We start from the raw sequence: 26,216 nt of genomic DNA, 5'->3' as shown, positions 1-26,216 counted from the left end.
TTGGTTCGTCTTCTTTGTTCAGTTTTCAAAGGTCAATCGTTGTTTTGCAACAACTTTGGTATCATATCACGCGTTCATTTCCTTTGCAAGAAATATGATTCGATGTTTTTTAACATCTTGCGCGACAACGTTTAATAATTTACCACAGGAAGAAAGAGACGTCAACGAATAACTACTCGATTTTTGAAAAAAATTGTATAATCGAGAAAACGACTGCAAGGAGGGCCTATGAGACTCGAACATCTATTAATGAAACATCTGGTGCTGAGCCGCCGTGAAATGAAGAAACTCATCAAGAACGAAGCGGTTCTAATCGACGGGGTTCCGGCCACTCACGTCAGCAATAATGTCGACGCAACCCTGCAAGTCATCACGGTAAACGGGACGCAGATTCACGACGACAGCCAGAAGTACTATATGCTGAATAAACCTCAAGGCATTATCTCCGCTACGACCGACAAGGAACATACGACGGTTATCGACCTCTTCGCTAAGGAGAATGTTGAAGGTCTCTACCCGATCGGACGACTCGATGGGGATACCGAGGGACTGCTGCTCGTAACGAATAACGGTCCGCTGGGTTACCGCATGCTGAATCCCGATCAGCATATCGAAAAAGAATATTATGTAGAAGTGAACGGTCCGCTTGACGAAGATGCCGTAGAAATCTTCAAACGTGGCGTAACCTTCCACGGCGGAACTCAATGCAAACCAAGCACCCTTACGATAATAGAAAGTAGCGGCAGTTTCAGTCGTTCAACCGTCACGATTTCTGAAGGAAAATTCCATCAAGTGAAGAAGATGTTCCTATGTGTTGGCGTGAAAGTGACGTATCTTAAACGCATCCGCTTTGGGGAGTTTGTGTTAGATGAGACTTTAGCACCGGGTGAATACCGAGAACTGAACGAAGCAGAACTTGAACTTGTAAAGACGTATTTCTAAAAAAAGCAAAATGTAACATAAAAGTTACGTAACTTTTATGTTACATTTTGGTCGTTCAACACTGAAAATTTCATCTTAGCCAATCAACCGGACCTACCTCACAGTCACAAGAGATAGAAATCACTCGTAAAAAGTGGTTTAATAGAAGTAACAGAATTCCATTCAGTTGACTATTTTGGAGGTAAGGTTATGGATTATGAAGTGATTAAACTTAACGTTTCAAATGATAAAATTCGAGAATATAAGCAATTCGAGGGATTAAAATTATATTCAACTATTATTAAATCTCAAGATGAACAAACTCTGACGAATAAAAGAATTTACGTTACGAAAAAGAACAACTATGTTTATTACGAGCGAACCGATACGAATTGGAATTTTTGGTCAAATCCAAAAAATCATCAATCTTCATTTGTACCAGTTGAAGAAAACCACCAAATTCTCTTTGAAGTCGCACCTGACTTAAGTGCATTCTCCAAGTATCTAGGGGAAGAACTGATTCAAAAAATTCAAATCAAACAGCAGAATGGTGAAATCATCGAAAAATTAGATATTTAATAACAGCGAATTCACAAATACGGATACTCCCTCTGAACTTGTTTAAACACAAATAAGCTCGCCTGCACCACGCAAGCGAGCTTTTCTACTATATATAAAATTATTGGATAGGTCCTAAGAGAATATTCGCCCACGCATCATGCAATGACTCTTGGTCACTTGGTTGGAACAAGCCAGCCAACACGTCGCGGTATAAGCGAGATAATTCTGTACGATTGAAGTATGAACTTCCGCCGCTCGCACGAACGATTTCTTCCACGGCCTTCTTCGATACTTCCACTGAACGATTCTTAATCGAAGACAAGCGAGGCAACCAGATGAAGCTGTATTCCGTGCTTGCTTCTAGCGTGTCGCTCAACTCGTTAATTTGCGGTTGGATGCCGTCTAGCATAATCGCCGCTTCCGCAATTCTCCAGCGAATGTTTTTATCGTTTGCATAAGGCGCATCGTTGGATACAGAGTGACGTTTTTTCACTGTCTCTACCCCGATTTCTAGCGCACGTTTCCCAATACCAAAGTACGTTGCCGCCAGTAAAATTTCGAAGTACGCGAAAATACCGAATACCACTGGATCGAAGCTTGGTCCAGGAGCCACTTTCGTTAAGATTTGCTCCTCTGCTGCGAAGATGCCTTTCAACTCAACGCTGTTTGATTGCGTCGCACGCATGCCCATTGTATCCCAGTCGTCTTTTACGATAAACGTTTCTTTGTCTGGTGTTAAATATGCGAACACTGATAATGGTGACTCGCCTGTATTATCTTGCCCAAATGAAACCAACTTGTCGCAATATTTGCCCATTGATAAGAAGACTTTCTTGCCGTAGAAACGATAAGCGCCGCCATCCTGCGGACGAGCCTCAGAAATCGAACCGAATAACACGCGGTCGTTCGAAGGTTCAGAAATCCCAAACGCCAACAACTTGCCTTCTGCAGCATCGCGAAGGATTTGTTCCCCCTTCTTGTTGCCAAAACGAACCATGTGCTTGCCAAGGCCCACAATAATTTGGTGCATGTTCACCCCAAGCGCAGTCCCTGGAGCTGCCATCGCAAGACGTGTTTGTTCCTGCGCGATTTCTTTAAGTGAGAGGCCGAATCCGCCGTACTCTTTTGGCACGAACGCCTTCAAGTATCCTGCCTCTTTTAACGCTGCATAGTCCTGCGCAGGCCACGCATTCTCTTTGTCATAGCGCGGAGCACGCTCATGAATTTCCTGTAATAACTCTTCCGATAAAAACATAAAAGCCCTCCTTAATAGTTGTACATGGTTAGTATACGATTAGGGGCGGGTGGATGGCAAACGGCATGACTGGGAAAACACTTCTACATTTAATACCAAAGTCTATAATTTGAATAGGATTTTACTTACTCTGGATAATCTTTTTAGATCTATTAAAATCTTTTTATTATTTTCTAAAAAATAAAATAGCCATCCCTTCAAAATCCCAGGCTAATTTAGTACACAGTCATACATCAGACTTTCTTTAAGTAATATATCAATTACATTTTATTTAAATCTCTTTTTATGTAATTAGTAAATACATCATGTTAAAATAATTCTGTTGCTACAATCTTACGAGCTTACGAGGTAAATATTTTGAATATATACATTGATGAATCTGGTTCAATAAACAATACATTTAAACGAAATATGGATTTTATAATAACACTAATAGTGCCTACTGATAAAAGAAAATTAGAAATTACATATAAACGATTTGTGTCTAAATACTACGATGATTTAAAAATACTAGATAAAGAAAACAAAATGTTTCTTAACGAAAAGTTTTATGAATTGAAGGGGTCACAATTGGATAAACTTATGAAGCAAAAATTTGTCGAATTCTTCTCCAAAAAGAAACATTTTGAAATTTATTATATTCGAATTAAGAATTGTCAATTATCAAATGATTTCTGTAAAAATACTGCTAGAACTTTTAATTATGTAATACGTTTGGCACTGCAATATCTAATAACAAATAATTTTTTAAAACAAGAAGATTTCGTTCTACAACTTGATGAAAGAAATGAAAAAACGGAAACTAAAGACTTTTTAGAAAATTATCTTAATACAGAACTAAATTTAGGCGGTACGACAACCGGAAAGTTTACTGTTATTTATTTTGACTCTGCAAATAACAAATTTATTCAAATTGCAGACGTCTTTTCGAATTTATTCTATTCTCAGTTACTTACAAACAATTACACTAATGAAATGAATATATTAAAAAATAAAGATATATTAAAATTCGAATTTGTATTTCCGCCTGAGTATTGACAATAGATAAAATAAGTGGTATTATGCTTATACCAACAGTAAGTCTTATATTCGTGCCGTTATCTAGGTAAGCGTCATATGTTGGCGTCACAAATAAGCTATTGGTAATATAATTAAATTTTGAATCCAACTCGTGTGAGTTGGATTTTTTTGGTTCTATAATTTTGGTGAAAAATTTCATTTTATATAATGCAAAACAAGACTATAGCACATTACTACAATCTTGTTTTACATTATAACACTAGATTTTCATTTTATATTTCTTAAACTTGCTTATTATTCTGAGTTCTATACTACTTTCTTTTTGAACGGCTACTTCTTTTCTTCTTCTTCGCACTTGAAGGTTTATCTTTTGAGGCTGTTTCCTCACTAATTTTCTTATTGTTTTTAGTGTCCATACCATCTAATATGAATTTAATCATATCATCTTTCTTCCAAAAGTTTGTATTATTAACATTTTTAATAGTTGTATCTGATTTAAACGTAATAAACACTTCTAAAATTTTAAATATTAAACTCTTTAATTGTTGTTTAGAAAGTTCCCCTTTTTCTGGAACAGCTCCATTTGAATTTACTAATCTACAGTATTTCCATTCTGAAAAATCTCCATATTGATAATCATTTAATGAATTAATTATAGCTGAGATCATAAATAGATTCCCATATTTCAAAAAGCTATCTAACATTTTTAAAGTTTTATCTTGCTTTATTTTTTTTTCTTCTTTAAAATCATTCACTATTTGTTGGAAATTTGATTCTTCTTCTAGATATTTTTTTATCCTCATAGCAAAATTTATTGGTGCATAATATTTTAAAAAAAGTTTAGTTTTTCCGTCGTCAACTGTTTCTAGAAGCACTTGTTGGAATTCCGTTTTGAAAACCTCCTCATCTTCTAGAACCAACTTCCCTTCTGATATACCTTCTTCAACGTCTTTTGACATAACATCTGGTATTGAGGTTTTTAACAAGCTATTGTAGGATTGGCTCCTAGCCTTCCCGGGTTGCAGTAACAAGTAAGATTTTACTATTTTTGCGAAGAATCTTAAATGATATTGACATACAGCTATGCTTTCAATTTCTCCCTTACGAACAAAATCAAACGCTAGACCCTTAGTATTCTTATTCTCAGATAGTTTATGTCTTATCATTTGAATATTTTTAACAAAATTTGTTAGATAGGCTAGATCAATTTGATGAATAGGTTTTTGTTTATTTAAAGAAATTGTTACTTTTTCACTGAAATCTTTAAATTTTTGTAGTCCAGTCTCAAACTCCTTACTCTGTTTACTATTATAATGATAAACTCTCAAAAGCACATTCGCTTTAACAGCAATATTTTTTTTATTATATCTTACTTCACTTAAAGCTTGTAAAGTTTGGGCTCCATTTATGATAGAAATATCATCTAACTCCGCAATAGAAAACGTTAGACGATCATAAACATCCATATTTAGTTCTCCTTCAGTAGCTATTAATAAACTTATTCCATTATTTAGAAACCAGAATTCATCAGGAGCATTCTTATAGGTGTATTGGATATCGTCTTCCACACCTATTGAATCCATCACACCACCTACTCGTACATTTTTAGCGAATAATTTATCTCCAAATAAATTATATAAATCTACCACACTGTCTATTTCTGCGGTAAAAACAAAGCTTCTTAAAACGGGACTGTGATTTTCATCGTCAATAGATTTATCAAGAACATAGTTTTGTTCTAAACTTCTAATTCTATCTTTAATTTTTATATTTACTTTATGGTTCTCATCTAGATTTTGAGGAACAATGAAACTCAAGTATTTAACATTACGTTTGCCTTGACCGAAACCATTATCTTTAAGTTTTTTCAATATTTCTTCTCGTAATTTTAATACTCTATTTCCTTTAAATGAATTATATATATTTGCTCTTTGTTTTAGAGAATCAAAAATTTCAATTAAATATACATTTTTTATTCTATCTAACGTCAAATTGGGAATCAGATTAGATAATCTGTCCTGAATATCGTTTAATCTATATGAACTTGAAGAGTCATATAGAAGAAAGAAATAGTCTTCCGTATCTTCTGATGTGTCTATGTCACTTCGCGATAACACTTTAACTTCTTCTCCAAATTTGCTAAATAAATTTTCAAATTTATCAATTGATATTTTTTCATCAATATCTTCAAATTCTAATTGCTTAATCATGTTTAATAACATTAATTCTCGCTTGTTTTGTTCCATAATACACCTCAGTATTTTCAATATTAATTAAATATCCATCTATTTTCTGATACAATTCATTATTGATATACTCTACTTGTTGTGTAATCATATTTATTATTGATTGTATCATTTCTTCTTGATTCATTGACGTTTCTTTAGTTGCATCATCAACTTTTAAGTTCATATCCTCTATCGACATTATTAGATCGTACATATAGTAAGCTAACTCATGAATAGTACTTTTAAACTCTTGCTCGTCTTGATCTTTGATATATTGAATATACTCTAATCTATTGTTAATGGTAAATTTGATTTCGTCTCGAATAGTCGAAAAATAATTAACGTCATTCTCAACAATAATTGATTTTTTTGTAATATAATCTACTTTGTTATCTGGCTCTGGATAAATCATCCCCATATTAATTCCAAAATATGTGTCTAATTCTTTTCTAATTAATTTTTTTGCCTCATTTGGAATAATAATTTCCCTAACTCTACTTTCTGGAATAGGAACAAATTGATTGCCTCCAAACAAGACAAAGCCTCCTTGTTGAGCTCTAATTCTACTATTTAAATCTACAAAATCAATAAGAAAATGAAAATGAGAACCTAATCTGCTTAACTTAATATTATTACTTTTCTTAGCAATCAAGTCTTCATATATCTTGTTAATGGTTTTTGTTTTAGATGTTGCCATCTTATCAAAAATATATACAAGTACCCTGCCATCGGCATCGTCATTTTTTTCTATGAATGTATTATAGTGCGGTGTAGTCGCGAAAAATAGCGCAATTAACGAGTTAAATGTCACATCTAATAATCTGCTCGGAAATCCACCATGTTGTGCATCCATTGCAATTTCAAGATATTCTTTACTACTCGATAGATTATTAGAGCATATCTCATCTAAAATACCTTTTTCAAACCATTTAAATTTATTAAATATCTTAAACTTATCAGGGCGAAATATATTAGGCATACTATGTCTATATAATTCACCACGCTCATTGCTCGTCCTATTCTCTCCTCTAAAACAAACCAATGTATCTCCCGTTATCCTCTTCAATTCACTAATTCTTTTTTCTATTTCTTGAAGGTACGTAGACACATTTTTTACTACTGTCTTCTGACTACTTTTCTCAGGCATACTCACACTTCTCCACTTTTTATTTATAAGTTCTATATTATTGTAAATTTTCTATTCTACTCCCACTCAATCGTAGCCGGCGGTTTGCTCGTGATGTCGTAGACGACGCGGTTGACGTGCGCTACTTCATTTACGATACGAGCGCTGATCGTTTGCAACACTTCCCAAGGGATGCGAGCAAAGTCACTCGTCATGCCGTATATTTTATTTCTTTCTATAAATATCAATCTTGTTCCCGTTAGCGTCTTTCCACTCTACCCAGCCATTGTTCGCTTTACCAATCACTACAAAGCCGGCTGCTGATGGTGAAGAACAAATAAGGTCTACTTGTAAAATATTATCCTCAATTATCGCTTTATCGTAAATCGCTGGAACTACATCAGTAGTCACATCAGCACAGAGACTACCTTTCAACAAGGTAAACACGCCACGTTTCATAGTTGCTCGACCATTTACTTCGCCGAACCCTTTAATTTTACGATTTAAACGATATTCACCATCAGGAAGTAACTCAAGGCCTTCACGAGATTTTAGTTCTTCTGTTGCTTCTTCGAAAATCTCTTTCTTTGTTCTAGTCGTTGGGTAGACTTGTTTCCCTTCTAGCGAAGATAAAAGAGAAACTGCTGTCTCCATATCTGTCGCAAACAACTCCGACGTCCCAACACGGCTCTTACTGAAAATGTCGTGAATCAATCTCTCTTTGTCATCATATTCGTCTACTTCAATCGCAAACTTTCTTTTCAATCCGCTAACGTTTGAATATCCGTTTTTTTCAAGGTAATTCATGCGGTTTTCAAACTGATCGGTTCTTGTCTTTCCAATCTTAATAATTCCTGGAACAACGGTTTCCATAATATAAATAATCCCTTTTGCCATAACTGCCTCCCGCTAAAATTCTTCCTCTCAAGTATACCACGTTCCAGAAAGGGAAACATTACTTTCGGTCGATTTTCCAACTTTGTTTTGCTGTTTTGCATCTCTTCAAAATACTTACCTTAAATAATTCTTATTCTATTTTTATTGATATAACATTGAATAAAGATTCTATTCATGCTACACTCTAAGTATTGATTGTTGTAAACGGTTTCTAGAAATGGGTAATTAGGTACAACTAGCAATCGGAAATATATGTTACTGTTGCAACACTATAAATCAAAGGGAGAGATGATTATGGAACTACTATACGCAACCGAAGAATGGAAAGGGTACGGAAAACAAAATTATTACTGGAACGAATATAGACTTGATGGAGATGAAGTTCTTAAATATAAATGTAACAGACATAAGTTCTTTAATGGCGATGAAAACGAGTGGGAAGAAAGTGAAGAGTTAGTTGATTCTTGGAATATCGATGATTCAGATTTACCAGAATGGTTACGCCAATACCTATAAAAAACGAAACTCTTTTAAATTGATACAAAAAACAAGACCGTATCTAATCGCTACGGTCTTATTCCGTTTATAACTTCTATTTCTAAATCCCTACAAACTCTTCTGCTATAGCTCTGATTTTATCTAACACGGCTTCCTTTTTCTTTTCTCTAGCGCCTTGTCTGCGAGAGGTCGGTGGAATAATCTTATCCAACTCATCACCGGCATATTCTACATAACCTTTGCTTATAGCTTTTTCAATAAAACGAACCGCATCTTTTTTTAAGTTTTCATATTCAATCAACTCGTCAATATTCGCTTGTTTTTCTTTTCTTGCAAATCTATAAAACGATTCTAGAATATCGTCCGTATTCTGCAATTCAGAAAGTTTCGTTTTATTAATATATTTGATAACGAGGTCTTCTTTCGCACGTGTCCCTATGCTAGATTTAATCACTCGTCGGATTTCTGATTTCAAGCTTTCTAAATCATCATGCTCTTTAGATTTTTCTAGTATCAACGCCAAAATATAATCTAAATTAATTTCATCCGTTTTTAGCAAATCAATTTGGAACTCAATATCAGAAAAATCAATCAAATCATCGCCATCTTCTTTTCGCTGTGGTCGTAAGACACTTTCTTGAATATCTACATAGACACTCTTCATATCTTGCATTTTTCTATCTGATATCAATTTCTTAAGGTCACCAAACTCATCAAAGTTCTTTAGAATATTCTCTGCTTTCAGCAATTCACCAAAAAGCTGTGCAAACTCTTTTTTATCAGCTTCAAGTTCAATTTCGGTTGGCTCAGGGAATTTATCTAATATTTCTTCGCAAATTTCAATATACCCTTTAACAACTTCTCCTGTATCATCATCTTTATAACCATGAAGATAATCGTCATAGCTCTTTTCTAAAATAATGTTGACACTATTTTCATCACCGAAAGTTTTAATTGCTTCCCGCGTTGCTTTCTCTAAATCTCTAAAGCAAACGATATTACCGAATGTTTTTACCTTATTCAGAATACGATTCGTTCTCGAAAATGCCTGAATAAGACCGTGATATCTTAGTTTCTTATCTACAAATAAAGTGTTCAATGTCGGAGCATCAAATCCTGTTAAGAACATTCCTACTACAATGATTAAATCCACCTCTTTGTTTTTCACTCTAAGAGATAGATCTTTATAATAATTCTGGAATTCATTACCATTTGTTGAGAAGTTGGTTTTGAAGTATCCGTTATAATCATGGATGGCTTTTTCCAAAAACTCTTTTGCACTAGAATCCATCGCAGTTACATCAAAGCCTTCATCGGAAATTTCGCCTATTGCACTTTGCTCCTCATTAGCAGCAAAACTATAGATTGTAGCTACTTTAAGCTTTTTCTCTTCAGGTCTCCCACTTTGTTGTTTTTCAAATTCTTCGTAGTACAATTTAGCCGCTTCAACGCTTTGTACAGCAAACATCGCATTAAATCCATTCAGTCTTCTACGCTTTAAATCGTAGTATTCATTACGGTGCGTTTTTCTATCAAATACTTTCAGAATATGTTTTGTAATTTCCGTAATGCGTTCAGGATGAAGCAACATCTTTCTTTCTAATTTTGCTAGTTTTTTATCGTCTTCCTCTTCTTCTGCAGTCTTAAATTTAGGCGTAATGTTATTATAATCCACCTTGAATTTTAAAACTTTACCATCTCGGATGGCATCCGTAATAACATAGCTGTGAAGTTGAGCCCCAAAAATAGCCGATGTAGTATCTCCACCTAGAGAATTATCTGGGAAGATTGGTGTTCCAGTAAAACCAAACTGATAGTACTTTTTAAAGGCCCTTCTAATATTTTTTTGTGCATCTCCAAACTGCGAACGATGACATTCATCATAGATTAACACACACTGTTTGTCGTAAATTTCATGATTTGGATTTTTCTTTACGAACTCATTTAGCTTTTGAATAGTAGTCACTACAATTCGATTATCCTGACTTTCGATACCTTCTTTTAATTGTTTGGTATTTTTACTTCCATTGACGCTGTCTGGTTGAAATTTCTGATATTCTTTCATCGTTTGATAATCCAAATCTTTTCTATCTACAACGAAAAACACTTTATCTATAAACGGCAATTCTGTTGCTAATTTCGCTGTTTTAAACGAAGTTAATGTTTTACCTGATCCTGTCGTATGCCAAATAAAACCTCCAGCTTCCGCTCTACCCGCCTTTTTAGACTCAAAACTGGATTTGATCTTCCATAAAATTCTTTCAGTAGCCGCAATTTGATATGGGCGCATCACTAGTAATGTATTAGTGACATCAAAGACACAATATTTTATAAGAATCTCAAGAATCACGCGCTTTTCAAAGAAAGTCTTTGTAAAATCGTCTAAATCACGAATCACTTTGTTTTTTGCATCCGCCCATTCACACGTAAACTCATAATGATTTTTATTTTGTGCAGTTGTATTCGCAAAATATCGAGTATATGTTCCGTTCGAAATTACAAATAACTGAACATATTTATATAATGTGTTTTCGCTATTAAAGCTTTCTTTACTGTATCTATGAATTTGATTGAAGGCTTCGTGCATATTGACTCCTCTTTTTTTGAGCTCTATATGAACAAGAGGTAACCCATTTACCAAAATAGTTACATCATAACGATTTCTACTTTTCCCTTCTCCCCACACTTGATGGGTCACTTGTAGAAAATTATTATGAATATTCTTTTTATCTATAATTTTAATATTTTTCAGATGGCCATCATCAAAGATAAAATCATAAATATGGTTTTCTTGGATTTTACGAGTTTTTTCAATGATACCTTCATTCGGGGCATCTAGATATTCTTTTAAGAATCTATTCCACTCATCCTCGGAAAACGTTACTTCATTTAGCTTTTCAATTTGAGTCTTTAGATTGCTGTAAAGATCACTGTTTGACTTTATGACGATACGTTCATACCCTTGAGAAATTAAATTCTCAATCATTTTATTCTCTAATTCAGCTTCACTTTGATAGGCTGATTCTTGAATCCCTGTTTCTTTTTCAAAGTGAGCCAAAATAATACCATTCGTCATCTCTGCAATCGTCGATATTTCATAACTCCCATTTTGTTCTATCATTTAACCTGCTCCTCCCGTCAAAACTATTTCTTAAAGTCTAATAATTTTTCACGATAATACTCGTACTGTTTTTGCCTTAATTCAATTTCTTTTGGAATCAAACCTTTTGTATCTGATAGCAAAGATTGAAGTTTATCAAGAGTTTCAACTACTCTGTTTTGTATTTCAAGTGGTGGTAACGGTATTAAAAATTTTTTCATATCATTCTCATGAATACGAATCATCTTAGTTCCTGTAACTTTTCTCTCTTTCTGCCTTTGAAATTCCCTTGTAGTAAAATAATATGCGATATATTTAGAGTTTTCAGTTGTTCTATAACTATACATATCCCCAGAAAATCCTACTTCTTTATTTCCTAACCAAACTAAACTTTTCCCAACATCCTCTACATTTTCAGAAGTAGATGCAATTAAAATATCATTACATTTTGCTTTTTTTAGTTTTGAAAAAATCTCTTCACTTACAAAGGAATATACCTTGTCGGTTTCAAATCCGTACTTGGTGTATATTTGGCCATAGTGAACTACTGGGTTCCCTTCAAAAATAAAATCTTTCTTCTGGAGTCCATTCCCTCTAGTAAAATAACCAATTTCTCCAAGAGTTGTAACTTTTACTCCAAATTCTTTGCTATCTAGAACTATCATTTCAGCACAGACCTTTTTCAAATATTCTTCACTCAGAAGCAAATCTCGATAATAATCATATTGTTTAGTCCTAGCCTGTAATTCAGCCTGTAATTCAGCCTGTAATTCAGTAACATAATTTGTAAACTGGTCAAGTGTTTCTACAATTTTTTCTTGAGTTTCTTTCGATGTTAATGGTATTTCTATATTTGAAAGGTCATCTTTAGAAACACTCGGAATCCCAGCACCTACTTTCGAATCCTGAAGCTTAATTTGATTCATTTTTAATATATGAAACAAATACCTATTAAAATAACTATACTTATAATTATTAATTTTTATAATCTCTTTATTGGGAACTACCGAAAATGCATGAGCACCTAACCAAAACCTCTTATCAATAAAATTAACAAATCCAGCTGAAGCTCCTCCCTGCGACACTGTGATTGTATTTTCCTGAGAGTTAAATACATCTATGTAACCTGACGGCAACATACCACCATTGATTACTGGATATGTCCCTTCTTCAAGCATATCTCTTTTGTTGAATTGCTTACCTTTCGATATCACAGCAACCTCTCGCAGCTTTTTCCATTCAACCTTTTCATTTTTTAATAATTCATCTATCTTACTCATCTTCAAGCTCCTTTACGATTTCGTTTATTGAGCTTCTTAATACGTCTATTTTCTTTACTGTTTCCTCAAGTTCTTTATTCAATACTTTTATGTCGATGACTTCTCTTGTGTCTTCTTTTTCTACATAAGTGGAAACAGATAAGTTATAGTCATTTTCTTCAATTTCTGATACATCAACATATCTTGAAAAATACTCTACATCTGTTCTGTTTCTAAACTCTTCAATGATTGCATCAATATTTTTTTCTTCCAAGATATTGTTATTTGTTTCTTTTTTGAACTCTTTGCTTGCCTCAATGAAAAGCACTTTATTTTCAGTTTTGTTTTTAGACATTACTAGAATACAAGTGGCAATTGATGTCCCGAAAAATAGGTTTTCAGGTAATTGAATCACGCAATCAATGAAATTATTATCAATTAAATATTTACGGATTGTTCTTTCTGCACCTTTTCTATAAAAAATTCCTGGAAAACATACAATTGCTGCTCTACCTTTACTTGAAAGATAACTTAGAGCGTGCATAATAAATGCAAAGTCTGCATAAGACTTCGGTGCTAATTTACCAGCCGGAGCAAATCGTTCATCGTTAATCAACGTTGGATCCGCATCCCCTATCCATTTAATAGAATAAGGTGGGTTTGAAACAATGGCGTCAAAAGGTTTTTCCTCATTATGCAGAGGGTTAAGCAAAGTATCTCCACGCTTGATAGAGAAGTTATTATAGTTTACGTTATGAAGAAACATATTCATACGAGCTAGGTTAAAGTTTGTCATATTAATTTCCTGACCATAGAAACCATCTTCAATAATGTGGTCCTCAAACTGCTTCTTCATCTGTAACAATAAACTTCCACTTCCACAAGTTGGGTCATAAACTTTATTGATACTTGTCTTCCCATCCATGACTAATCTTGCAAGTAGTTTTGAGACCGTCTGAGGTGTGAAAAACTCTCCCCCAGATTTTCCGGCATTACTTGCATAATTTGAGATTAGATACTCATAAGCATCCCCAAAAGCATCTATATCATTACTTTGAAAATCTCCAAAATTAATTTCTGCAATTCCTTTTAAGATATCTGTCAATCTTTTGTTTTTTTCATCCACTGTTCCCCCAAGACGATTGCTCGTAGTATCAACATCTTCAAACAGCCCTTTAATCGCATCTTCCGAAGTAAATCCCACAGCACTTCCCTCAATAGCTTTAAAGATATTCGCTAAATCAGTATTTAAGTTTTCATTATCCGCAGCATTTTTAACTACATTTTCGAAGAGTTGACTTGGCAAGATAAAGAAGCCTTTATCTTCGACAGTATTTGGTCTAAAATCCTTTTCAGCTTCTTCATCAGAAATTTCAGCATAATTAAAATCTAGATCTCCTGCTTCACGTTCCGCAGCGTTAAAGAACTCCGTAATATTCTCAGAGATAAAACGATAGAATAAAAATCCTAAGATGTATTGCTTAAAATCCCAACCGTCAACGGCTCCACGAACATTATCAGCAATTGCCCAGATTTTTCTATGCAACTCTGCTCTTTGTGTCGTCTCATTATTTACTAACTTTGCCATACTATAACCTCTTCATTTCCTTTTTTCTTCTATATCCACTTATTGGGAGGGTTCCAGATTCTTAACTTGATTACCTCACATTGAAAGTCTTTTTCATTATAGCATTTATTCATAATAAATTTTAATTTTTCTTTCTAAGTTAATTTGGCTAAAAAGAACATTGGGTTACATAACACAAAACCGCAATGTGATACTCCCCTTACAAAATTAATCAGTAAGGAGAATACCAAATTACGGTTTTCTATTCTCTATTTTCTATCCCTCAACCCTCTTCGGTAAGTATGGTGCGAGCTCTTTTCGTAAGGCTTCAAGCGTTAGGCTATGGAGAATTGGAATGTCATCGATTGGTTCGAGGAGTTTTTCTAGCTCCGCTTCGCCCTGCTCATCTAAATAGCGATTCATTTTTCTTCGAAGCGATAGCAGATCCTGCACAACGTTCTCTTTCCCAAAGGCAATAGCTAAAGAATACGCATTGTTATCGCTATCCTCTCTGGCTCCTGAGCGTTCTACGATATACAGAATTTTCTCCATTAAATACATCATTTCATAAAAATCTTGCTTCTTCATTTCAATCTTTTCATCCATGCCGACTACTCCCTTCAAATACAGTCTCTCAACCCCAATCATAAAGGCTCTAGAACTAAAATTCCAGAGCCTATCCCATTTGTTTTTTATAAAAAGTTAGCTTACTAAACTAAGTTTTCTTCCTACTGAAATAAATTGTTCCGTTAAGAATGAAAGCTATCGGAAATGCCATATAGTTATATTCACCTTTTGTATAATAAACGGCAAAAAACACGGTAATCCCAATAATTATACTTGCAATACGATATTTGAAGATACGATTCATTTCATTCATCTACTATTTTCTTCAATCTATTCTGTTATATCATTATTTTCTCTTTTTTATAAAACTAATTGCACCAACAACTAAGACGATTGCCAAGGAAGCCATGCCTACGAAATGATATATTACACTTCCAATATTCATTAATTCCGCCTCCCTGTTTTATTTTCTTATCTTACAAATAAACATCGAAAAAACTTTATTCTATAAAGTTTACAACTTGGTAATTAACCACTTTCATCCACTCTTATTTTACTACTCTCTTTTGCGAATTTCTAAATTGAGTTTCTACTTTTTCAACATTTTATAGAAACAATCGATTTTGCTGCTAAAGTCGTATCTTCCATTTCAACTACTCCGCAACTTCAAATTTTTCATTCTGCAGAAGGTTCCAAAACTGGGATTTATATATCAAATTCCTGTATTCTAATAGAGTTGCCATAAATATCTGTAATCTCACTTTTTTCTTCATCTGTAAGATCATCAAGAAATATGTACCATTCATTGGGATACCCACCAACAAATTGCATTTTAGGCATTTCTTTTTGCTCCGGTTCTGTAGCCCTTAGACACAATCTATTGTCGCCCCAAAATCGTGTAAGTGCTAATCGTTGTTTCTTGTATATAATATCCATACTTTTTATCTCCCACAAATTTCAACACTTTCATAACAGCAACATATTTGCTTCTGCTACTCCCACTCGATCGTAGCAGGCGGTTTGCTCGTGATGTCGTAGACGACGCGGTTGACGTGAGCTACTTCGTTGACGATGCGGGCGCTGATGGTTTGCAGCACTTCCCATGGAAGGCGAGCAAAGTCACTCGTCATGCCGTCGATACTTGTTACGGCACGGATTCCAATCGTGTAGTCGTACGTTCTGCCGTCTCCCATTACCCCAACACTGCGGATTCCTGGAAGAACTGTGAAGTATTGCCATACGTCGCGTTCAAGACCGTTTTCGGCGATTTCTTCGCGTAAGATGGCGTCAGATTCGCGGACAATTTCAAGTTTTTCTTCGGTCACTTCCCCAAGCACACGGATTCCAAGTCCTGGTCCTGGGAATGGTTGGCGCCATACGATAGAGTATGGCATGCCAAGTGCTGTTCCTAGTGCACGCACTTCATCTTTGAAGAGCGTGTTCAGCGGTTCGATCAGTTCGAATTGCATATCCTCTGGAAGTCCCCCTACATTATGGTGAGACTTGATAGTTTGCGCGGTTTTCGTTCCGGATTCGATGATGTCTGTATAGAGCGTTCCTTGTGCAAGGAAATCCACATCTGTGAGTTTTGCCGCTTCGTCGTCGAATACGTACACAAACTCATTTCCGATGATTTTTCGTTTTTGTTCAGGGTCGCTCACGCCTTTTAGTTTCGATAAGAAACGTTCCTGAGCGTTCACGCGGATAATATTGAGGCCAAATTTACCAGAAAGGCTCTCCATCACTTGGTCGCCTTCCCCTTTACGAAGCAATCCGTGGTCTACGAAAATACAGATGAGTTGGTCACCGATTGCTTTTTGCAAGAGAACACCAACCACACTTGAGTCTACCCCACCAGATAGCCCAAGTAAGACTTTCTTATCGCCTACTTTTTCGCGAATTTTCGCAATTTCCATTTCAATAAAGCTGTCCATCGACCAGTCGCCTGTTGCCCCACAAATATCGAACACGAAGTTACGAAGCATGTCGTTGCCGTGAATACTGTGGCGCACTTCCGGGTGGAATTGCACGCCGTAAATGCGACGTTCTTGGTTTTCAAAAGCCGCAAATGGCGTGTGCGCATTCGAAGCCGTCACGCTGAACCCTTCCGGAATCGCTGTAATACGGTCGCCGTGGCTCATGAGTACCTCTTCCTCTTCAGCTAACCCTTTGAAAATGCCTGAAGCCGTGTTAAAGACATCGACTTTCGCAGAACCATATTCACGCGTTGTAGACGATTCTACCTTCCCACCGAACAGATGCGTTGTCAGTTGCATCCCGTAGCAAATCCCAAGCACCGGAATTCCCAATTCAAAAATCGCAGGATCCACGGTAAAAGCATCCTCTGCATAAACGCTATGTGGTCCCCCAGAGAAAATAATCCCTTTTACGTTGCCATGTGCCTTAATTTCTTCGGCTGTAATGTCGTTGTGTAGCAACTCGCTGAACACACCGAATTCACGAATACGGCGCGTAATCAACTGGTTATACTGACTACCGAAGTCGAGCACGATAATCTTTTCTAATGAAGTGGTTTGAGCTGTCATAAGAGGCCTCCTTAGTTTTAGTTCTTTTTTATTGTAACAGAAAAGCACGAAAATTACTTAAAAAAACTGAATTTTTTGTTCGGATTTTTAAACCCCGTTTTCCGCGTCACACCAAGCTTTCATTCAAATATATAAATTATTATATAACGTGTACACTCGCTCATTGCACCCTTCAAGAAAATTGTCAAATCAACGTTTTTAACTGTTGACACCACGCTCAAAAATTGTGTTTTATATTTTTGAAATGTAGCATATATGCTACAGTAGCAAATATGCTACTTTTTGCTTTTTTACAAAAAAACTAGCCAATAGACATGCTACTGGCTAGTTTCTACAAATTTATTTAGTTGGATTATTTAATTTTCTTCAGCGGAATCCATCGGTTTACTCTTGCGCAATAGTCCTTATAGGCCTCACCGTATATTTCATAAAGCCATTTTTCCTCGGTATTACGAATCACGACGGTTATTATTACCCACTGGATCGGAATCAGAAGAAGTAGCCACATATTATGCATGGTTAGGGTAATCCCGATGCCGCAGAGCCACCACGAAAAGTAAATCGGATTTCGTGTGCGCGCATAAATTCCTGTTGTCTTGAATTCCATAGTTTGGATACTTATGCTAATAAACGACTTCACTCCGCAGAGCCACTGAATTCTCGCTGCAATAATCATTAAGAGGAATCCAACTAGATAAAATAAATCTCTGAATCCACCCGTTAACAGTCCACTCTGGAGTACTGACTGACTCAGTAGCAACCCCGTTAAATTCAGCACAAGCATACTTATGTATAGGTAAGGTGCTGCTCCATAAGTCGGTAGTTTTTGATGATTATCTTGATCACTTTTTAAGTACATGTTCTCACCTCATTATTAAAGAAACCATACTACAAGCTACAATTTTTTCACCTACATTGTACCACTACTATTCCGCATTTTAAAGAGCATTTTTAAGGATTAGAAAATAAATTTTCCGCACCAATTACAGATGTATTCCTTCTTACGATTCCCCGTACTCTTACTAAGAAACCCGTATGATTCACCTACTAAAACAGAGTAAATATGACTTTGTACAAATAGTCGAACTCGACCTCACAGAAATGGCGTGCGTTTCCCGAAACATCCGCATGACTCGTTCCGAGTCCTTTGCGGTGTTCCGGTCCAACGTTCCATTTCTGAGCGTTCGGTCTCGTATCCTAATATTTTTTAATTTGTACAAAATCTATGTGATGTCCCACTGTTTTATGGAGGATGAAGTCGGCGCGGGTTTTCGTTGGTAAGATGTACTCCTTAAGGTTCTGCAGGTTAGTCTTCTGCCACACATCTTTCGCCATCGCAATCGCGTCCGCACGATTCCCAATCGCATATTGATAGTAATAGTTATCCGGCTGTGATTTCGCACGATCCATCAACAATTCGAAACGCTCCAAGTACCATTGCTCAATCAGCGTTGCATCGGCATCTACGAAAATCGACCAGTCGAAGAAATCACTCACGTAAATTTCACGATTTGGCGGCAGTTGCAACACATTAATCCCCTCTACAATCAAGATGTCGGGCGACTCAATCGTCTGCACTTGCCCTGGCACAATATCGTAAATCTCATGCGAATACACCGGCGCATCTACGCTTGGATTACCGGTCTTCACTTCGAGTAAGAAATGAACGAGAGCTTCCATGTCGTAACTTTCCGGGAATCCTTTGCGATCTAAAATACCGCGGTTAATCAGCTCCTGAGTCGGTAATAAGAATCCGTCTGTGGTCATTAGAAACACTCGCTTATCCGGGTAGCGTTGTTGTAGCATCGTTTGCATCAAGCGTGCTGTCGTACTCTTCCCAACGGCCACACTCCCAGATACCCCGATAATAAACGGAACCGTCTTCTTCGTTTGATGAAGAAATTGCTGTTCCTCCGTGCGTAATTCAATATGTTTTTTAAAGTATAAATCGAAATAATCGAGCATTGGCACATACACTTCTTGCACGTCCTGTAGGGAAATGCGGTCGTTTAATGATGTTAAGTGCGCAAGTTCTTCTCTCGTCATTGTGAATGGATGTGCGCCTTCGTACTGGCTCCATTCACTTCTTTGAATTTTGTAATACGTGTCGTTTTCTTTCAACGGATTCGTCTCCTTCAGCTACTGAGTCCTATTCTTGAATTGTACCACATGTTGAACGCGGTTTCTATTTCTGATTCTCTTAAGTTTTTCCCATGAAATCGCCGTGTTTGTTTACGTAAGGGCGTGGATTTAGTAGAATGAAAAGTGAATATAAGGAAAGGATTTGTCGTATGAAACCACAAACAGGAACAGGTCTGGCAAATGGAAAGATTATTCTTGCCGGTGAACATGCCGTTGTGTACCACGAACCCGCGATTGCACTGCCAATTGACGCGGTTTACGTGAAGGCGGATATCGTCTCTGCAAAAGAGGGCCAAACGATTCAATGTGAACTTTATACAGGCGACGTGGATGAGATGCCTACTTCGATGGCAGGGCTACAGTTTACGATTCGCGAAGCTTTCAAAGCGGCCTCTGCAAAAGAAGTGACGGCTCATGCGTATACGCTCTCGATTGAGTCTACGATTCCTGCAGAACGTGGGATGGGATCCAGCGCTGCGGTCAGCGTTGCGGTGGTGCGTGCCATTTTTGATTTCTGTGATGCGACTCTTCCTGAAAAAAACTTATGGGACATCGTTCAAGGGGCGGAAACCATTTCGCATGGGAATCCGAGTGGCGTCGATACGGCGACAACGAGCGGGACACGTCCTGTATTTTTCCAAAAAGAACAAGAACTAAAAACGCTCGACCTCGATATGCCAGCCTACCTCGTGATTGCCGATTCGGGTGTCACTGGGAATACGAAGCAAGCGGTGCAGCATGTGAGCACCTTGCAAGACCGCATCATCGACCCTACTACACAGGAGACCGGTTCAGATGCGGTCCAATCGATTGGTGCCATCGTGAATGAAACGAAAGCGGCCCTCGAGGAACAAGACCCTCAAAAACTAGGGCAACTGATGAGTGAAAATCATGAGCTCCTCCAACAACTCGGCGTGTCGCATGACGTCATCGATACACTTGTCGATACGGCCCATCAAAACAACGCACTTGGGGCAAAAGTTACAGGCGGCGGCCTTGGCGGATGCATGATTGCCCTCGTTGAAACCGAGGAAGACGCCCTTCATTTACAAGAACAATTCATGAAACAAGGAGCGCAGGCGGTCTGGATTCAGTCGCTGGCGAAAAAGGAGAATACCAAATGACATCGAACATTGGAATCACGCGTGCGCATACGAATATCGCACTGATTAAATATTGGGGCAAGGAAAATAAGGAGCTCTTCATTCCGATGAATAGTAGCCTTTCTTTGACCCTCGAAGCCTTTTATACCGATACAAAAGTCGAACTCACAGACGCTTTAACAGAAGATGAATTCTATCTTAATGGCGCCAAACAAGACGAAGCGGCAACGGCTAAAATCACACGCTTCTTAGACTTGTTCCGCGCTGAAACAGGAGATACGCGTCGTGCTCGTGTCGAGAGCTTAAACTTCGTCCCTACAGCAGCGGGCCTTGCGAGCTCTGCTTCCGCCTTTGCAGCACTAGCTGGTGCGATGAACGAGGCGACAGGCCTTCAGTTGCCTGCCCAACAATTATCAACTTACGCACGTCGTGGAAGCGGCAGTGCTACTCGTAGTCTCTTTGGCGGATTTGTCGAATGGAATAAAGGAGACTCCAACGAGAATAGTATGGCGATTCCTGTCGACGATGCAAACTTTGACATCGGGATGATTATCATCGTCGTGAGCGCGGCCGAGAAGAAAATTTCGAGTCGTGCCGGCATGGAACTGGCCGTTTCTACTTCTCCGTTTTACGAAGGTTGGGTCACTTCAGCCGCGACCGATTTAGCCGACATCAAAGAGGCCATCAAGGACCGCGATATTCATCGTATCGGCTCTATTGCGGAATTTAACGGCATGAAAATGCACGCAACGATGCTGGCAAGTAACCCTCCATTCTGTTATTTCGAACCGGAGAGTATTATCGCCCAACAAACGATTCGCACGATTCGAGAAGAACGAGGCATTCCGGCCTACTTCACGATGGATGCTGGGCCAAACGTCAAAGTCATTTGCAAGGCGAATGATATTCCAGCGATTATGGAAGAGCTTGGCAAAGTATTCCCGAGTGAAAAACTCATCCCTACGCTTCCAGGAGAAGGCATTCGTAAATTGACAGAAGACGAATGGAACGCTTCTCGTGCGGCTTTTGAAGGGAAGTGAGCGCGTGACGATTACTTCAAAAGCTCCCGGTAAACTCTTTATCGCCGGAGAATATGCGGTTGTCGAACCCGGACACGGTGCCATTGTTGCAGCAGTGTCGCGCTACTTAACCGTCACAATCGACGAAGCTACTAGTGTAGGAACCTTAACCTCTACGCAAAATCCAGACGTCGTTGTGGAATGGACTCGCGAAGGTGAATTGTTCCGTGCAAAGGAAGAACATCCCTATAAACTGGTCGAAGAAGCGATTTTGGTCGCAGAACAGTATGTTCGTGAATGCGGAAAACTAACAAACGTCCTCTACTCGCTTTCGATTACAAGTGAACTCGATGACGCTAAGCGTGGTATTAAATACGGACTTGGTTCCAGTGGTGCCGTTGTAGTCGCAACGATTCGAGCCGTTCTTGATTTTTACGAAACTCCCCGCACCCCACTGCTCCTCTATAAACTGAGTGTTTTAGCGAATCTCCGCTTATCCCAACGTGGATCCTTTGGAGATATCGCAGCCTCTTCTTTTGGAGGAATGGTCTATTACACAAGTCCCGATCGAAGCAGTTTACTCGAACAATTACAAAGCCAAACTATCAAAGAAATCTGTGATAATTACTGGAAAGCCCTCTTGATTGAACGTCTTCCAGAAATTCCAGACTTCAACCTCTTAGTCGGATGGACAGGACAAGTCGCTATCACCGATTCACTCATTCAAGCCACTGAGAAGAAACGCAAAGTCGAAACCGATAGCGCCTTTTACAAGGAATTTCTCGCAAAGAGTCACACCATCGTTCAAGGCCTACAAACAGCTTGGAACAAACAAGACATCCCAGCCTTACAAGAAGGCATCCGTGCCAACCGTGCACTCTTAAATGAATTTGCACAAGTGATGCAGCTGGAAATCGAAACACCTGCACTCCAAACACTGTGCGAGCTCGCAGAACAAAATGGTGCCTGCGCAAAAACGTCTGGCGCTGGTGGCGGCGACTGTGGAATTTGCTTTACACAAAACGAAACTCAAAGACAACAAATTGAAACTCAATGGGCCAAGGCTCAAATTCAAGTACTTCCGCTTTCTATCGCTGAAGCCTGGTAAAGGAGATTAATGATGGATTTATTTCAACAACAAATGAATCGAAAGGACGAGCATGTGGGGCATGCGAACCAGCAATACCGTGCAACGAGTGCCCCCGAGTTTGTGGAAACGCGCTTCGTGCATCATCCCTTCACAACCGTTGATGTGGCTGATGTAACATTGCAGACCAAGCTTGCTGGACTCACCTTCGATGTTCCCTTTTTCATCAACGCCATCACGGGTGGTAGCCCACTCACGACTGCGTTAAACCAACGTCTAGCCATCTTGGCTCGTGAAACGGGTATGGGCATGGCCACTGGTTCGATGAGTATCGCGATGAAATTTCCGGAAAGTTCGGAAAGCTTCAAGGTGATTCGCCAGGAAAATCCAAACGGGATCCTCTTCGCAAACCTTGGTGCGCATTACGATGCTGAGGCTGCTAAACGCGCTGTCGATATCATCGAAGCCAACGCGATTCAAATTCACGTCAACCGTGCACAAGAACTCGTGATGCCAGAAGGTGACCGTGTCTTTAGTAACTGGCTTAAAAACATCGAAGAAATCGTCAAAGCGAGTGCCGTTCCCGTTATCGTAAAAGAAGTTGGATTCGGATTTAGCCGTGAAGCCATCGCGCAACTGGAAAGTATTGGTGTCGCTGCCATCGATATTAGTGGTACTGGCGGTACGAATTTCGCCAAAATCGAAAACGGCCGTCGCAAGGAAGATAAACTCGATTTCCTTGAAGACTGGGGCCAAACGACTTTAACGTCGCTCATGGAAGCCCAAGGAAGTCGCACCCCAATCATCGCTTCTGGCGGTGTGAAGACGCCACTCGACATGGCCAAATGCTTCGCTCTAGGAGCTAGCCTTGTCGGATTGTCTGGTGAAATGTTGCATCTCGTACGGAAAGACGACTCCCTTCCAGACGCAATCAATACGGTTCAAACCTGGAAAGAGCAACTGACAACAATCTTAACGCTTGTCGGTGCCGATAGTATTTCTAATCTCCAACAAGCTCCTATCGTAGTCGCACCAAGCCTCCAAAACTGGTGTGATGCCCGCGGGATTGATTGGAAACATCTTGCACAACGTTAAAAGCAAAAAGAGCTTAGGCAATGCCTAAGCTCTTTTCTATGTTTACGGGAAAAATAAGTAATGGATTATGCGCAGTACGTAGAAGAAAATCCCCACGATGAGTAAAACAACCATCGCGACATGCACATACGGTCCTACTGGTGTGTTCACGAAGGCTTGTAGTGCTGGAATTTTTGTATATAAGACAAAGTATAAGGCGCTAATCCAAAACCCGAGTCCTAATAATCTTTTCATGAGATGTCCTTTCTATAAAACGAAGTACTGCATGATCAAACTAGAGACAGCCACCATAAACCAAGTTGCTAGCCCCGTTAAGATTGGTTTTGCCCCTGCTTCTTGGAATTGTTTGAAGGACACTTGCATTCCGATACCGGCTAATGCCATTGCCATCAACCATTTAGACACTAATTTTGCATATGGTACAAGGAAGTTTGGGAATAAGTCCACGCTTGTAATAATCGAAGCGACCATGAACCAAATGATAAACATTGGCACGATTTTCTTCCATTGTACAGTTTGTCCTTCTTGTTTCATGCGACGTGCTTCGACGAGTGATAACACAATACACGCTGGAACAATCATCAACGCACGAGTTAGTTTTACGATTGTCGCGATTTCTAAAGCTTCCGCACTGTAACTTGCGCCAGCTGCGACCACGCTGGACGTATCGTTAATCGCTGTTCCTGCCCAAAGCCCGAACTGAGACGCGTCCATGCCCATCATATGTCCTAAGAATGGGAATAGGAATACCGCCATTACATTGAAAAGGAAGATGGTTGAAATCGACAACGCTACTTCATCGTCTTCCGCCTTAATGATTGGTGAAGCTGCAGCAATCGCTGAGCCCCCGCAAATTGCAGTCCCGAATCCGACAAGAATCTTCAATGGACGAGAAAGTTTGAAGAAGTTCCCTACAAATAACGCTGTTAAAAATGCAATCGAAATCGTCACAATCGTCACTGGGAACGATGACGCACCTGTTTGGCTCACTTGCGCAAACGACATTGTAAATCCAAGCGCGATAATGGAGTAATGTAATAATTTTTTCGCTGAATAATTGATGCCTGGTCTAAAATCACTTGGGATTTTCCAAAATTGGTTTAAGACCATCCCTAAAATAATGGCAAATACCGCACTTCCAATCACGGGGAATAAATCTCCGAGTATGACTGCGACAACTGCTACAGCAAATGTACAAAGCAGCCCTTTTCTTTTTTCCATGAATGATGACATTTCATCAGATCCTTTCAATACTAAATCTTTACTAGTATAGCACACTCCGTCTTGATTTTCGCACACAAATTGAAATGTCCTCCCTCTTTTTTGTCGTATCTCAGGATAGGAGGGATGAAAAATGAGAAAGATTTTACCAACAAATGATTTAATGTTTAAAAAAATGATGACAAGCGAAGGAAAAGAATATATCTTACAAAATTTTATTCAAGTTGTTACTGGGATGAAACTATCTAATGTGAAGCCAACCAATCCATATCAAATTCAAAAATATCGTGAAAATCTCGCTGGAGTAAACTTAGAAATGTACCAAACCATCGTGGATATTGCCGCAACAACAGAAGAAGGTATTGATATTATCATTGAAATGCAACTATATAAGCATAGAGGCTTCTTTGAACGTATTCGCTATTATATGGCATCAACTTATATGGATAGTTATTCTGCAGGCCATCAAACCTATAAACCTGTTATTTCAATTATCGTAACTGATTTTTCTGTTTTTAAAGAAGATCCTGAACCAAGAGTAGAAATCGGCCTTGTGAATTTAGAGAAAAATCGAGAAGTTTTAAATGAAAAAGGTCAACCTTTCGAACGTGTTTATCTCGTCAATCTAGCAACCACATTACCTAACCAGGACGAAGCCTTGAATGAGTGGAGAAATTTCCTTAAAAATGGTACAATCACGGCAAAAGCATCCAAAGAAATTCAAGACGCTTATGCTGTTGTTGATTTCTATAATTTAGATTCGGAGGAAATGAAGATGGCGGAACAAATGGAAAAATACGAAGAAGTCTATTGGAAAACAATCGAATATGCCAAAGAGACCGCTAGAGAAGCAGCACTTAAAGAAGGTCAAGTTTTGGCATTTCTTAAAATGAATCTTCCTATCACAGAAATCATAAAGCACACCGGATTATCTGAAGAAGAGATTCAAAAAATTAAAAATACACTATAACAAAACCCGCTTAGAATCACGCATCCGTGCTGAC

Annotated in this window: 23 protein-coding genes and 1 pseudogene; 9 read left to right on the top strand and 15 right to left on the bottom strand. The window is 38.2% G+C overall.

The window, feature by feature from the left end; translation table 11 throughout:
- Positions 1–228 precede the first annotated feature (228 nt).
- Both ACO5V7_RS06035 and ACO5V7_RS06030 read left to right on the top strand, forming a co-directional pair.
- On the top strand, positions 229–942 hold the full coding sequence (locus ACO5V7_RS06035; protein WP_485485458.1) for a pseudouridine synthase: 714 nt from the start codon (positions 229–231) through the stop codon (positions 940–942).
- A 189-nt stretch (positions 943–1,131) separates the two neighbouring features.
- Positions 1,132–1,500, top strand: coding sequence for an EXLDI protein (locus tag ACO5V7_RS06030; protein ID WP_485485457.1), 369 nt, complete (start codon positions 1,132–1,134; stop codon positions 1,498–1,500).
- Positions 1,501–1,600: 100 nt separating this feature from the next.
- On the opposite strand, the gene ACO5V7_RS06025 is transcribed toward ACO5V7_RS06030, so the two are convergent.
- Positions 1,601–2,737, bottom strand: a complete 1,137-nt coding sequence (locus tag ACO5V7_RS06025; protein ID WP_485485456.1) for an acyl-CoA dehydrogenase family protein — start codon at positions 2,735–2,737, stop codon at positions 1,601–1,603.
- 357 nt (positions 2,738–3,094) lie between these two features.
- Here ACO5V7_RS06025 and ACO5V7_RS06020 point away from each other — a divergent pair, with 357 nt between their 5' ends.
- The gene (locus tag ACO5V7_RS06020; RefSeq protein WP_485485455.1) at positions 3,095–3,775 is read left to right on the top strand and encodes a DUF3800 domain-containing protein; all 681 of its coding nucleotides are present in this window, start codon (positions 3,095–3,097) and stop codon (positions 3,773–3,775) included.
- Between the two features lie 293 nt (positions 3,776–4,068).
- Here the strand turns inward: ACO5V7_RS06020 and ACO5V7_RS06015 are convergent, their stop codons facing one another.
- The 4 genes and pseudogenes from ACO5V7_RS06015 to ACO5V7_RS06000 form a co-directional block, all read right to left on the bottom strand.
- Positions 4,069–5,967 (bottom strand): AIPR family protein, encoded by a 1,899-nt coding sequence (locus tag ACO5V7_RS06015; RefSeq protein WP_485485454.1) that lies wholly within the window; start codon positions 5,965–5,967, stop codon positions 4,069–4,071.
- Complete coding sequence (locus tag ACO5V7_RS06010; protein ID WP_485485453.1) at positions 5,960–7,132, bottom strand: FRG domain-containing protein; 1,173 nt, start codon at positions 7,130–7,132, stop codon at positions 5,960–5,962. The genes ACO5V7_RS06015 and ACO5V7_RS06010 overlap by 8 nt, the downstream gene beginning before the upstream one ends.
- A 56-nt stretch (positions 7,133–7,188) precedes the next feature.
- Positions 7,189–7,335 (bottom strand): annotated as a pseudogene (locus ACO5V7_RS06005) (GMP synthase (glutamine-hydrolyzing)); the annotation flags it as partial.
- Position 7,336: 1 nt separating this feature from the next.
- Positions 7,337–8,008 carry a DUF4357 domain-containing protein gene (locus ACO5V7_RS06000; protein WP_485485452.1) on the bottom strand — a complete coding sequence of 224 codons (672 nt, stop codon included), beginning with the start codon at positions 8,006–8,008 and terminating at the stop codon, positions 7,337–7,339.
- 294 nt (positions 8,009–8,302) lie between these two features.
- Here ACO5V7_RS06000 and ACO5V7_RS05995 point away from each other — a divergent pair, with 294 nt between their 5' ends.
- Positions 8,303–8,524 (top strand): hypothetical protein, encoded by a 222-nt coding sequence (locus ACO5V7_RS05995; RefSeq protein WP_485485451.1) that lies wholly within the window; start codon positions 8,303–8,305, stop codon positions 8,522–8,524.
- 82 nt (positions 8,525–8,606) lie between these two features.
- On the opposite strand, the gene ACO5V7_RS05990 is transcribed toward ACO5V7_RS05995, so the two are convergent.
- The 8 genes from ACO5V7_RS05990 to coaA all read right to left on the bottom strand — a co-directional run bounded on the left by ACO5V7_RS05990 (position 8,607) and on the right by coaA (position 19,666).
- Entirely contained in the window at positions 8,607–11,627 is a 3,021-nt protein-coding gene (locus tag ACO5V7_RS05990) for a type I restriction endonuclease subunit R (RefSeq protein WP_485485450.1), read from the bottom strand.
- A gap of 23 nt (positions 11,628–11,650) precedes the next feature.
- The gene (locus ACO5V7_RS05985) at positions 11,651–12,886 is read right to left on the bottom strand and encodes a restriction endonuclease subunit S (protein WP_485485449.1); all 1,236 of its coding nucleotides are present in this window, start codon (positions 12,884–12,886) and stop codon (positions 11,651–11,653) included.
- A complete protein-coding gene (locus tag ACO5V7_RS05980) occupies positions 12,879–14,453 on the bottom strand; it encodes a type I restriction-modification system subunit M (RefSeq protein WP_485485448.1) in 1,575 nt (524 codons plus the stop codon). The genes ACO5V7_RS05985 and ACO5V7_RS05980 overlap by 8 nt, the downstream gene beginning before the upstream one ends.
- A 255-nt stretch (positions 14,454–14,708) precedes the next feature.
- A complete protein-coding gene (locus ACO5V7_RS05975) occupies positions 14,709–15,038 on the bottom strand; it encodes a hypothetical protein (protein ID WP_485485447.1) in 330 nt (109 codons plus the stop codon).
- A 666-nt stretch (positions 15,039–15,704) separates the two neighbouring features.
- The gene (locus ACO5V7_RS05970) at positions 15,705–15,935 is read right to left on the bottom strand and encodes a hypothetical protein (RefSeq protein ID WP_485485446.1); all 231 of its coding nucleotides are present in this window, start codon (positions 15,933–15,935) and stop codon (positions 15,705–15,707) included.
- A 56-nt stretch (positions 15,936–15,991) separates the two neighbouring features.
- Entirely contained in the window at positions 15,992–17,545 is a 1,554-nt protein-coding gene (gene guaA, locus ACO5V7_RS05965) for a glutamine-hydrolyzing GMP synthase (protein ID WP_485485445.1), read from the bottom strand.
- A gap of 352 nt (positions 17,546–17,897) precedes the next feature.
- A complete protein-coding gene (locus tag ACO5V7_RS05960) occupies positions 17,898–18,329 on the bottom strand; it encodes a methyltransferase family protein (RefSeq protein ID WP_485485444.1) in 432 nt (143 codons plus the stop codon).
- Positions 18,330–18,742: 413 nt separating this feature from the next.
- Positions 18,743–19,666 carry a type I pantothenate kinase gene (gene coaA, locus ACO5V7_RS05955; RefSeq protein ID WP_485485443.1) on the bottom strand — a complete coding sequence of 308 codons (924 nt, stop codon included), beginning with the start codon at positions 19,664–19,666 and terminating at the stop codon, positions 18,743–18,745.
- A 170-nt stretch (positions 19,667–19,836) separates the two neighbouring features.
- Here coaA and mvk point away from each other — a divergent pair, with 170 nt between their 5' ends.
- The 4 genes from mvk to fni are packed head-to-tail and all read left to right on the top strand — an operon-like array spanning position 19,837 to position 23,991.
- Entirely contained in the window at positions 19,837–20,811 is a 975-nt protein-coding gene (gene mvk / locus ACO5V7_RS05950; protein ID WP_485485442.1) for a mevalonate kinase, read from the top strand.
- Positions 20,808–21,830 carry a diphosphomevalonate decarboxylase gene (mvaD, locus tag ACO5V7_RS05945; RefSeq protein WP_485485441.1) on the top strand — a complete coding sequence of 341 codons (1,023 nt, stop codon included), beginning with the start codon at positions 20,808–20,810 and terminating at the stop codon, positions 21,828–21,830. Before mvk ends, mvaD begins: the two co-directional genes overlap by 4 nt.
- A complete protein-coding gene (locus ACO5V7_RS05940; RefSeq protein WP_485485440.1) occupies positions 21,817–22,917 on the top strand; it encodes a phosphomevalonate kinase in 1,101 nt (366 codons plus the stop codon). Before mvaD ends, ACO5V7_RS05940 begins: the two co-directional genes overlap by 14 nt.
- A gap of 9 nt (positions 22,918–22,926) precedes the next feature.
- Complete coding sequence (fni, locus tag ACO5V7_RS05935; protein ID WP_485485439.1) at positions 22,927–23,991, top strand: type 2 isopentenyl-diphosphate Delta-isomerase; 1,065 nt, start codon at positions 22,927–22,929, stop codon at positions 23,989–23,991.
- 42 nt (positions 23,992–24,033) lie between these two features.
- Here fni and ACO5V7_RS05930 read toward each other — a convergent pair whose 3' ends face one another.
- Positions 24,034–24,225, bottom strand: coding sequence for a hypothetical protein (locus ACO5V7_RS05930; RefSeq protein WP_048710930.1), 192 nt, complete (start codon positions 24,223–24,225; stop codon positions 24,034–24,036).
- 12 nt (positions 24,226–24,237) lie between these two features.
- Positions 24,238–25,224 carry a YeiH family protein gene (locus tag ACO5V7_RS05925; protein ID WP_485485459.1) on the bottom strand — a complete coding sequence of 329 codons (987 nt, stop codon included), beginning with the start codon at positions 25,222–25,224 and terminating at the stop codon, positions 24,238–24,240.
- Positions 25,225–25,345: 121 nt separating this feature from the next.
- Here ACO5V7_RS05925 and ACO5V7_RS05920 point away from each other — a divergent pair, with 121 nt between their 5' ends.
- Positions 25,346–26,182: an Rpn family recombination-promoting nuclease/putative transposase gene (locus tag ACO5V7_RS05920; RefSeq protein WP_485485438.1), complete on the top strand. Its 837-nt coding sequence runs from the start codon at positions 25,346–25,348 to the stop codon at positions 26,180–26,182.
- The last annotated feature ends 34 nt before the right edge of the window (positions 26,183–26,216 follow it).

The organism is Granulicatella sp., from assembly GCF_057274575.1.
This window is presented reverse-complemented; position numbering and strand designations above follow the sequence as displayed.

Bases quoted from the DNA above. Each gene is read 5' to 3' on its own strand.
- mvk (WP_485485442.1), top strand. From the start codon at position 19,837: ATGAAACCACAAACAGGAACAGGTCTGGCAAATGGAAAGATTATTCTT.
- ACO5V7_RS06025 (WP_485485456.1), bottom strand. From the start codon at position 2,737: ATGTTTTTATCGGAAGAGTTATTACAGGAAATTCATGAGCGTGCTCCG.
- ACO5V7_RS05995 (WP_485485451.1), top strand. From the start codon at position 8,303: ATGGAACTACTATACGCAACCGAAGAATGGAAAGGGTACGGAAAACAA.
- ACO5V7_RS05990 (WP_485485450.1), bottom strand. From the start codon at position 11,627: ATGATAGAACAAAATGGGAGTTATGAAATATCGACGATTGCAGAGATG.
- ACO5V7_RS05930 (WP_048710930.1), bottom strand. From the start codon at position 24,225: ATGAAAAGATTATTAGGACTCGGGTTTTGGATTAGCGCCTTATACTTT.
- ACO5V7_RS05975 (WP_485485447.1), bottom strand. From the start codon at position 15,038: ATGGATGAAAAGATTGAAATGAAGAAGCAAGATTTTTATGAAATGATG.
- ACO5V7_RS06010 (WP_485485453.1), bottom strand. From the start codon at position 7,132: ATGCCTGAGAAAAGTAGTCAGAAGACAGTAGTAAAAAATGTGTCTACG.
- mvaD (WP_485485441.1), top strand. From the start codon at position 20,808: ATGACATCGAACATTGGAATCACGCGTGCGCATACGAATATCGCACTG.
- guaA (WP_485485445.1), bottom strand. From the start codon at position 17,545: ATGACAGCTCAAACCACTTCATTAGAAAAGATTATCGTGCTCGACTTC.
- ACO5V7_RS05920 (WP_485485438.1), top strand. From the start codon at position 25,346: ATGAGAAAGATTTTACCAACAAATGATTTAATGTTTAAAAAAATGATG.
- ACO5V7_RS05960 (WP_485485444.1), bottom strand. From the start codon at position 18,329: ATGCTTGTGCTGAATTTAACGGGGTTGCTACTGAGTCAGTCAGTACTC.
- ACO5V7_RS06000 (WP_485485452.1), bottom strand. From the start codon at position 8,008: ATGGCAAAAGGGATTATTTATATTATGGAAACCGTTGTTCCAGGAATT.
- ACO5V7_RS06015 (WP_485485454.1), bottom strand. From the start codon at position 5,967: ATGATTAAGCAATTAGAATTTGAAGATATTGATGAAAAAATATCAATT.
- ACO5V7_RS05985 (WP_485485449.1), bottom strand. From the start codon at position 12,886: ATGAGTAAGATAGATGAATTATTAAAAAATGAAAAGGTTGAATGGAAA.
- ACO5V7_RS05970 (WP_485485446.1), bottom strand. From the start codon at position 15,935: ATGGATATTATATACAAGAAACAACGATTAGCACTTACACGATTTTGG.
- ACO5V7_RS06035 (WP_485485458.1), top strand. From the start codon at position 229: ATGAGACTCGAACATCTATTAATGAAACATCTGGTGCTGAGCCGCCGT.
- ACO5V7_RS06030 (WP_485485457.1), top strand. From the start codon at position 1,132: ATGGATTATGAAGTGATTAAACTTAACGTTTCAAATGATAAAATTCGA.
- ACO5V7_RS05925 (WP_485485459.1), bottom strand. From the start codon at position 25,224: ATGTCATCATTCATGGAAAAAAGAAAAGGGCTGCTTTGTACATTTGCT.
- ACO5V7_RS05980 (WP_485485448.1), bottom strand. From the start codon at position 14,453: ATGGCAAAGTTAGTAAATAATGAGACGACACAAAGAGCAGAGTTGCAT.
- fni (WP_485485439.1), top strand. From the start codon at position 22,927: ATGATGGATTTATTTCAACAACAAATGAATCGAAAGGACGAGCATGTG.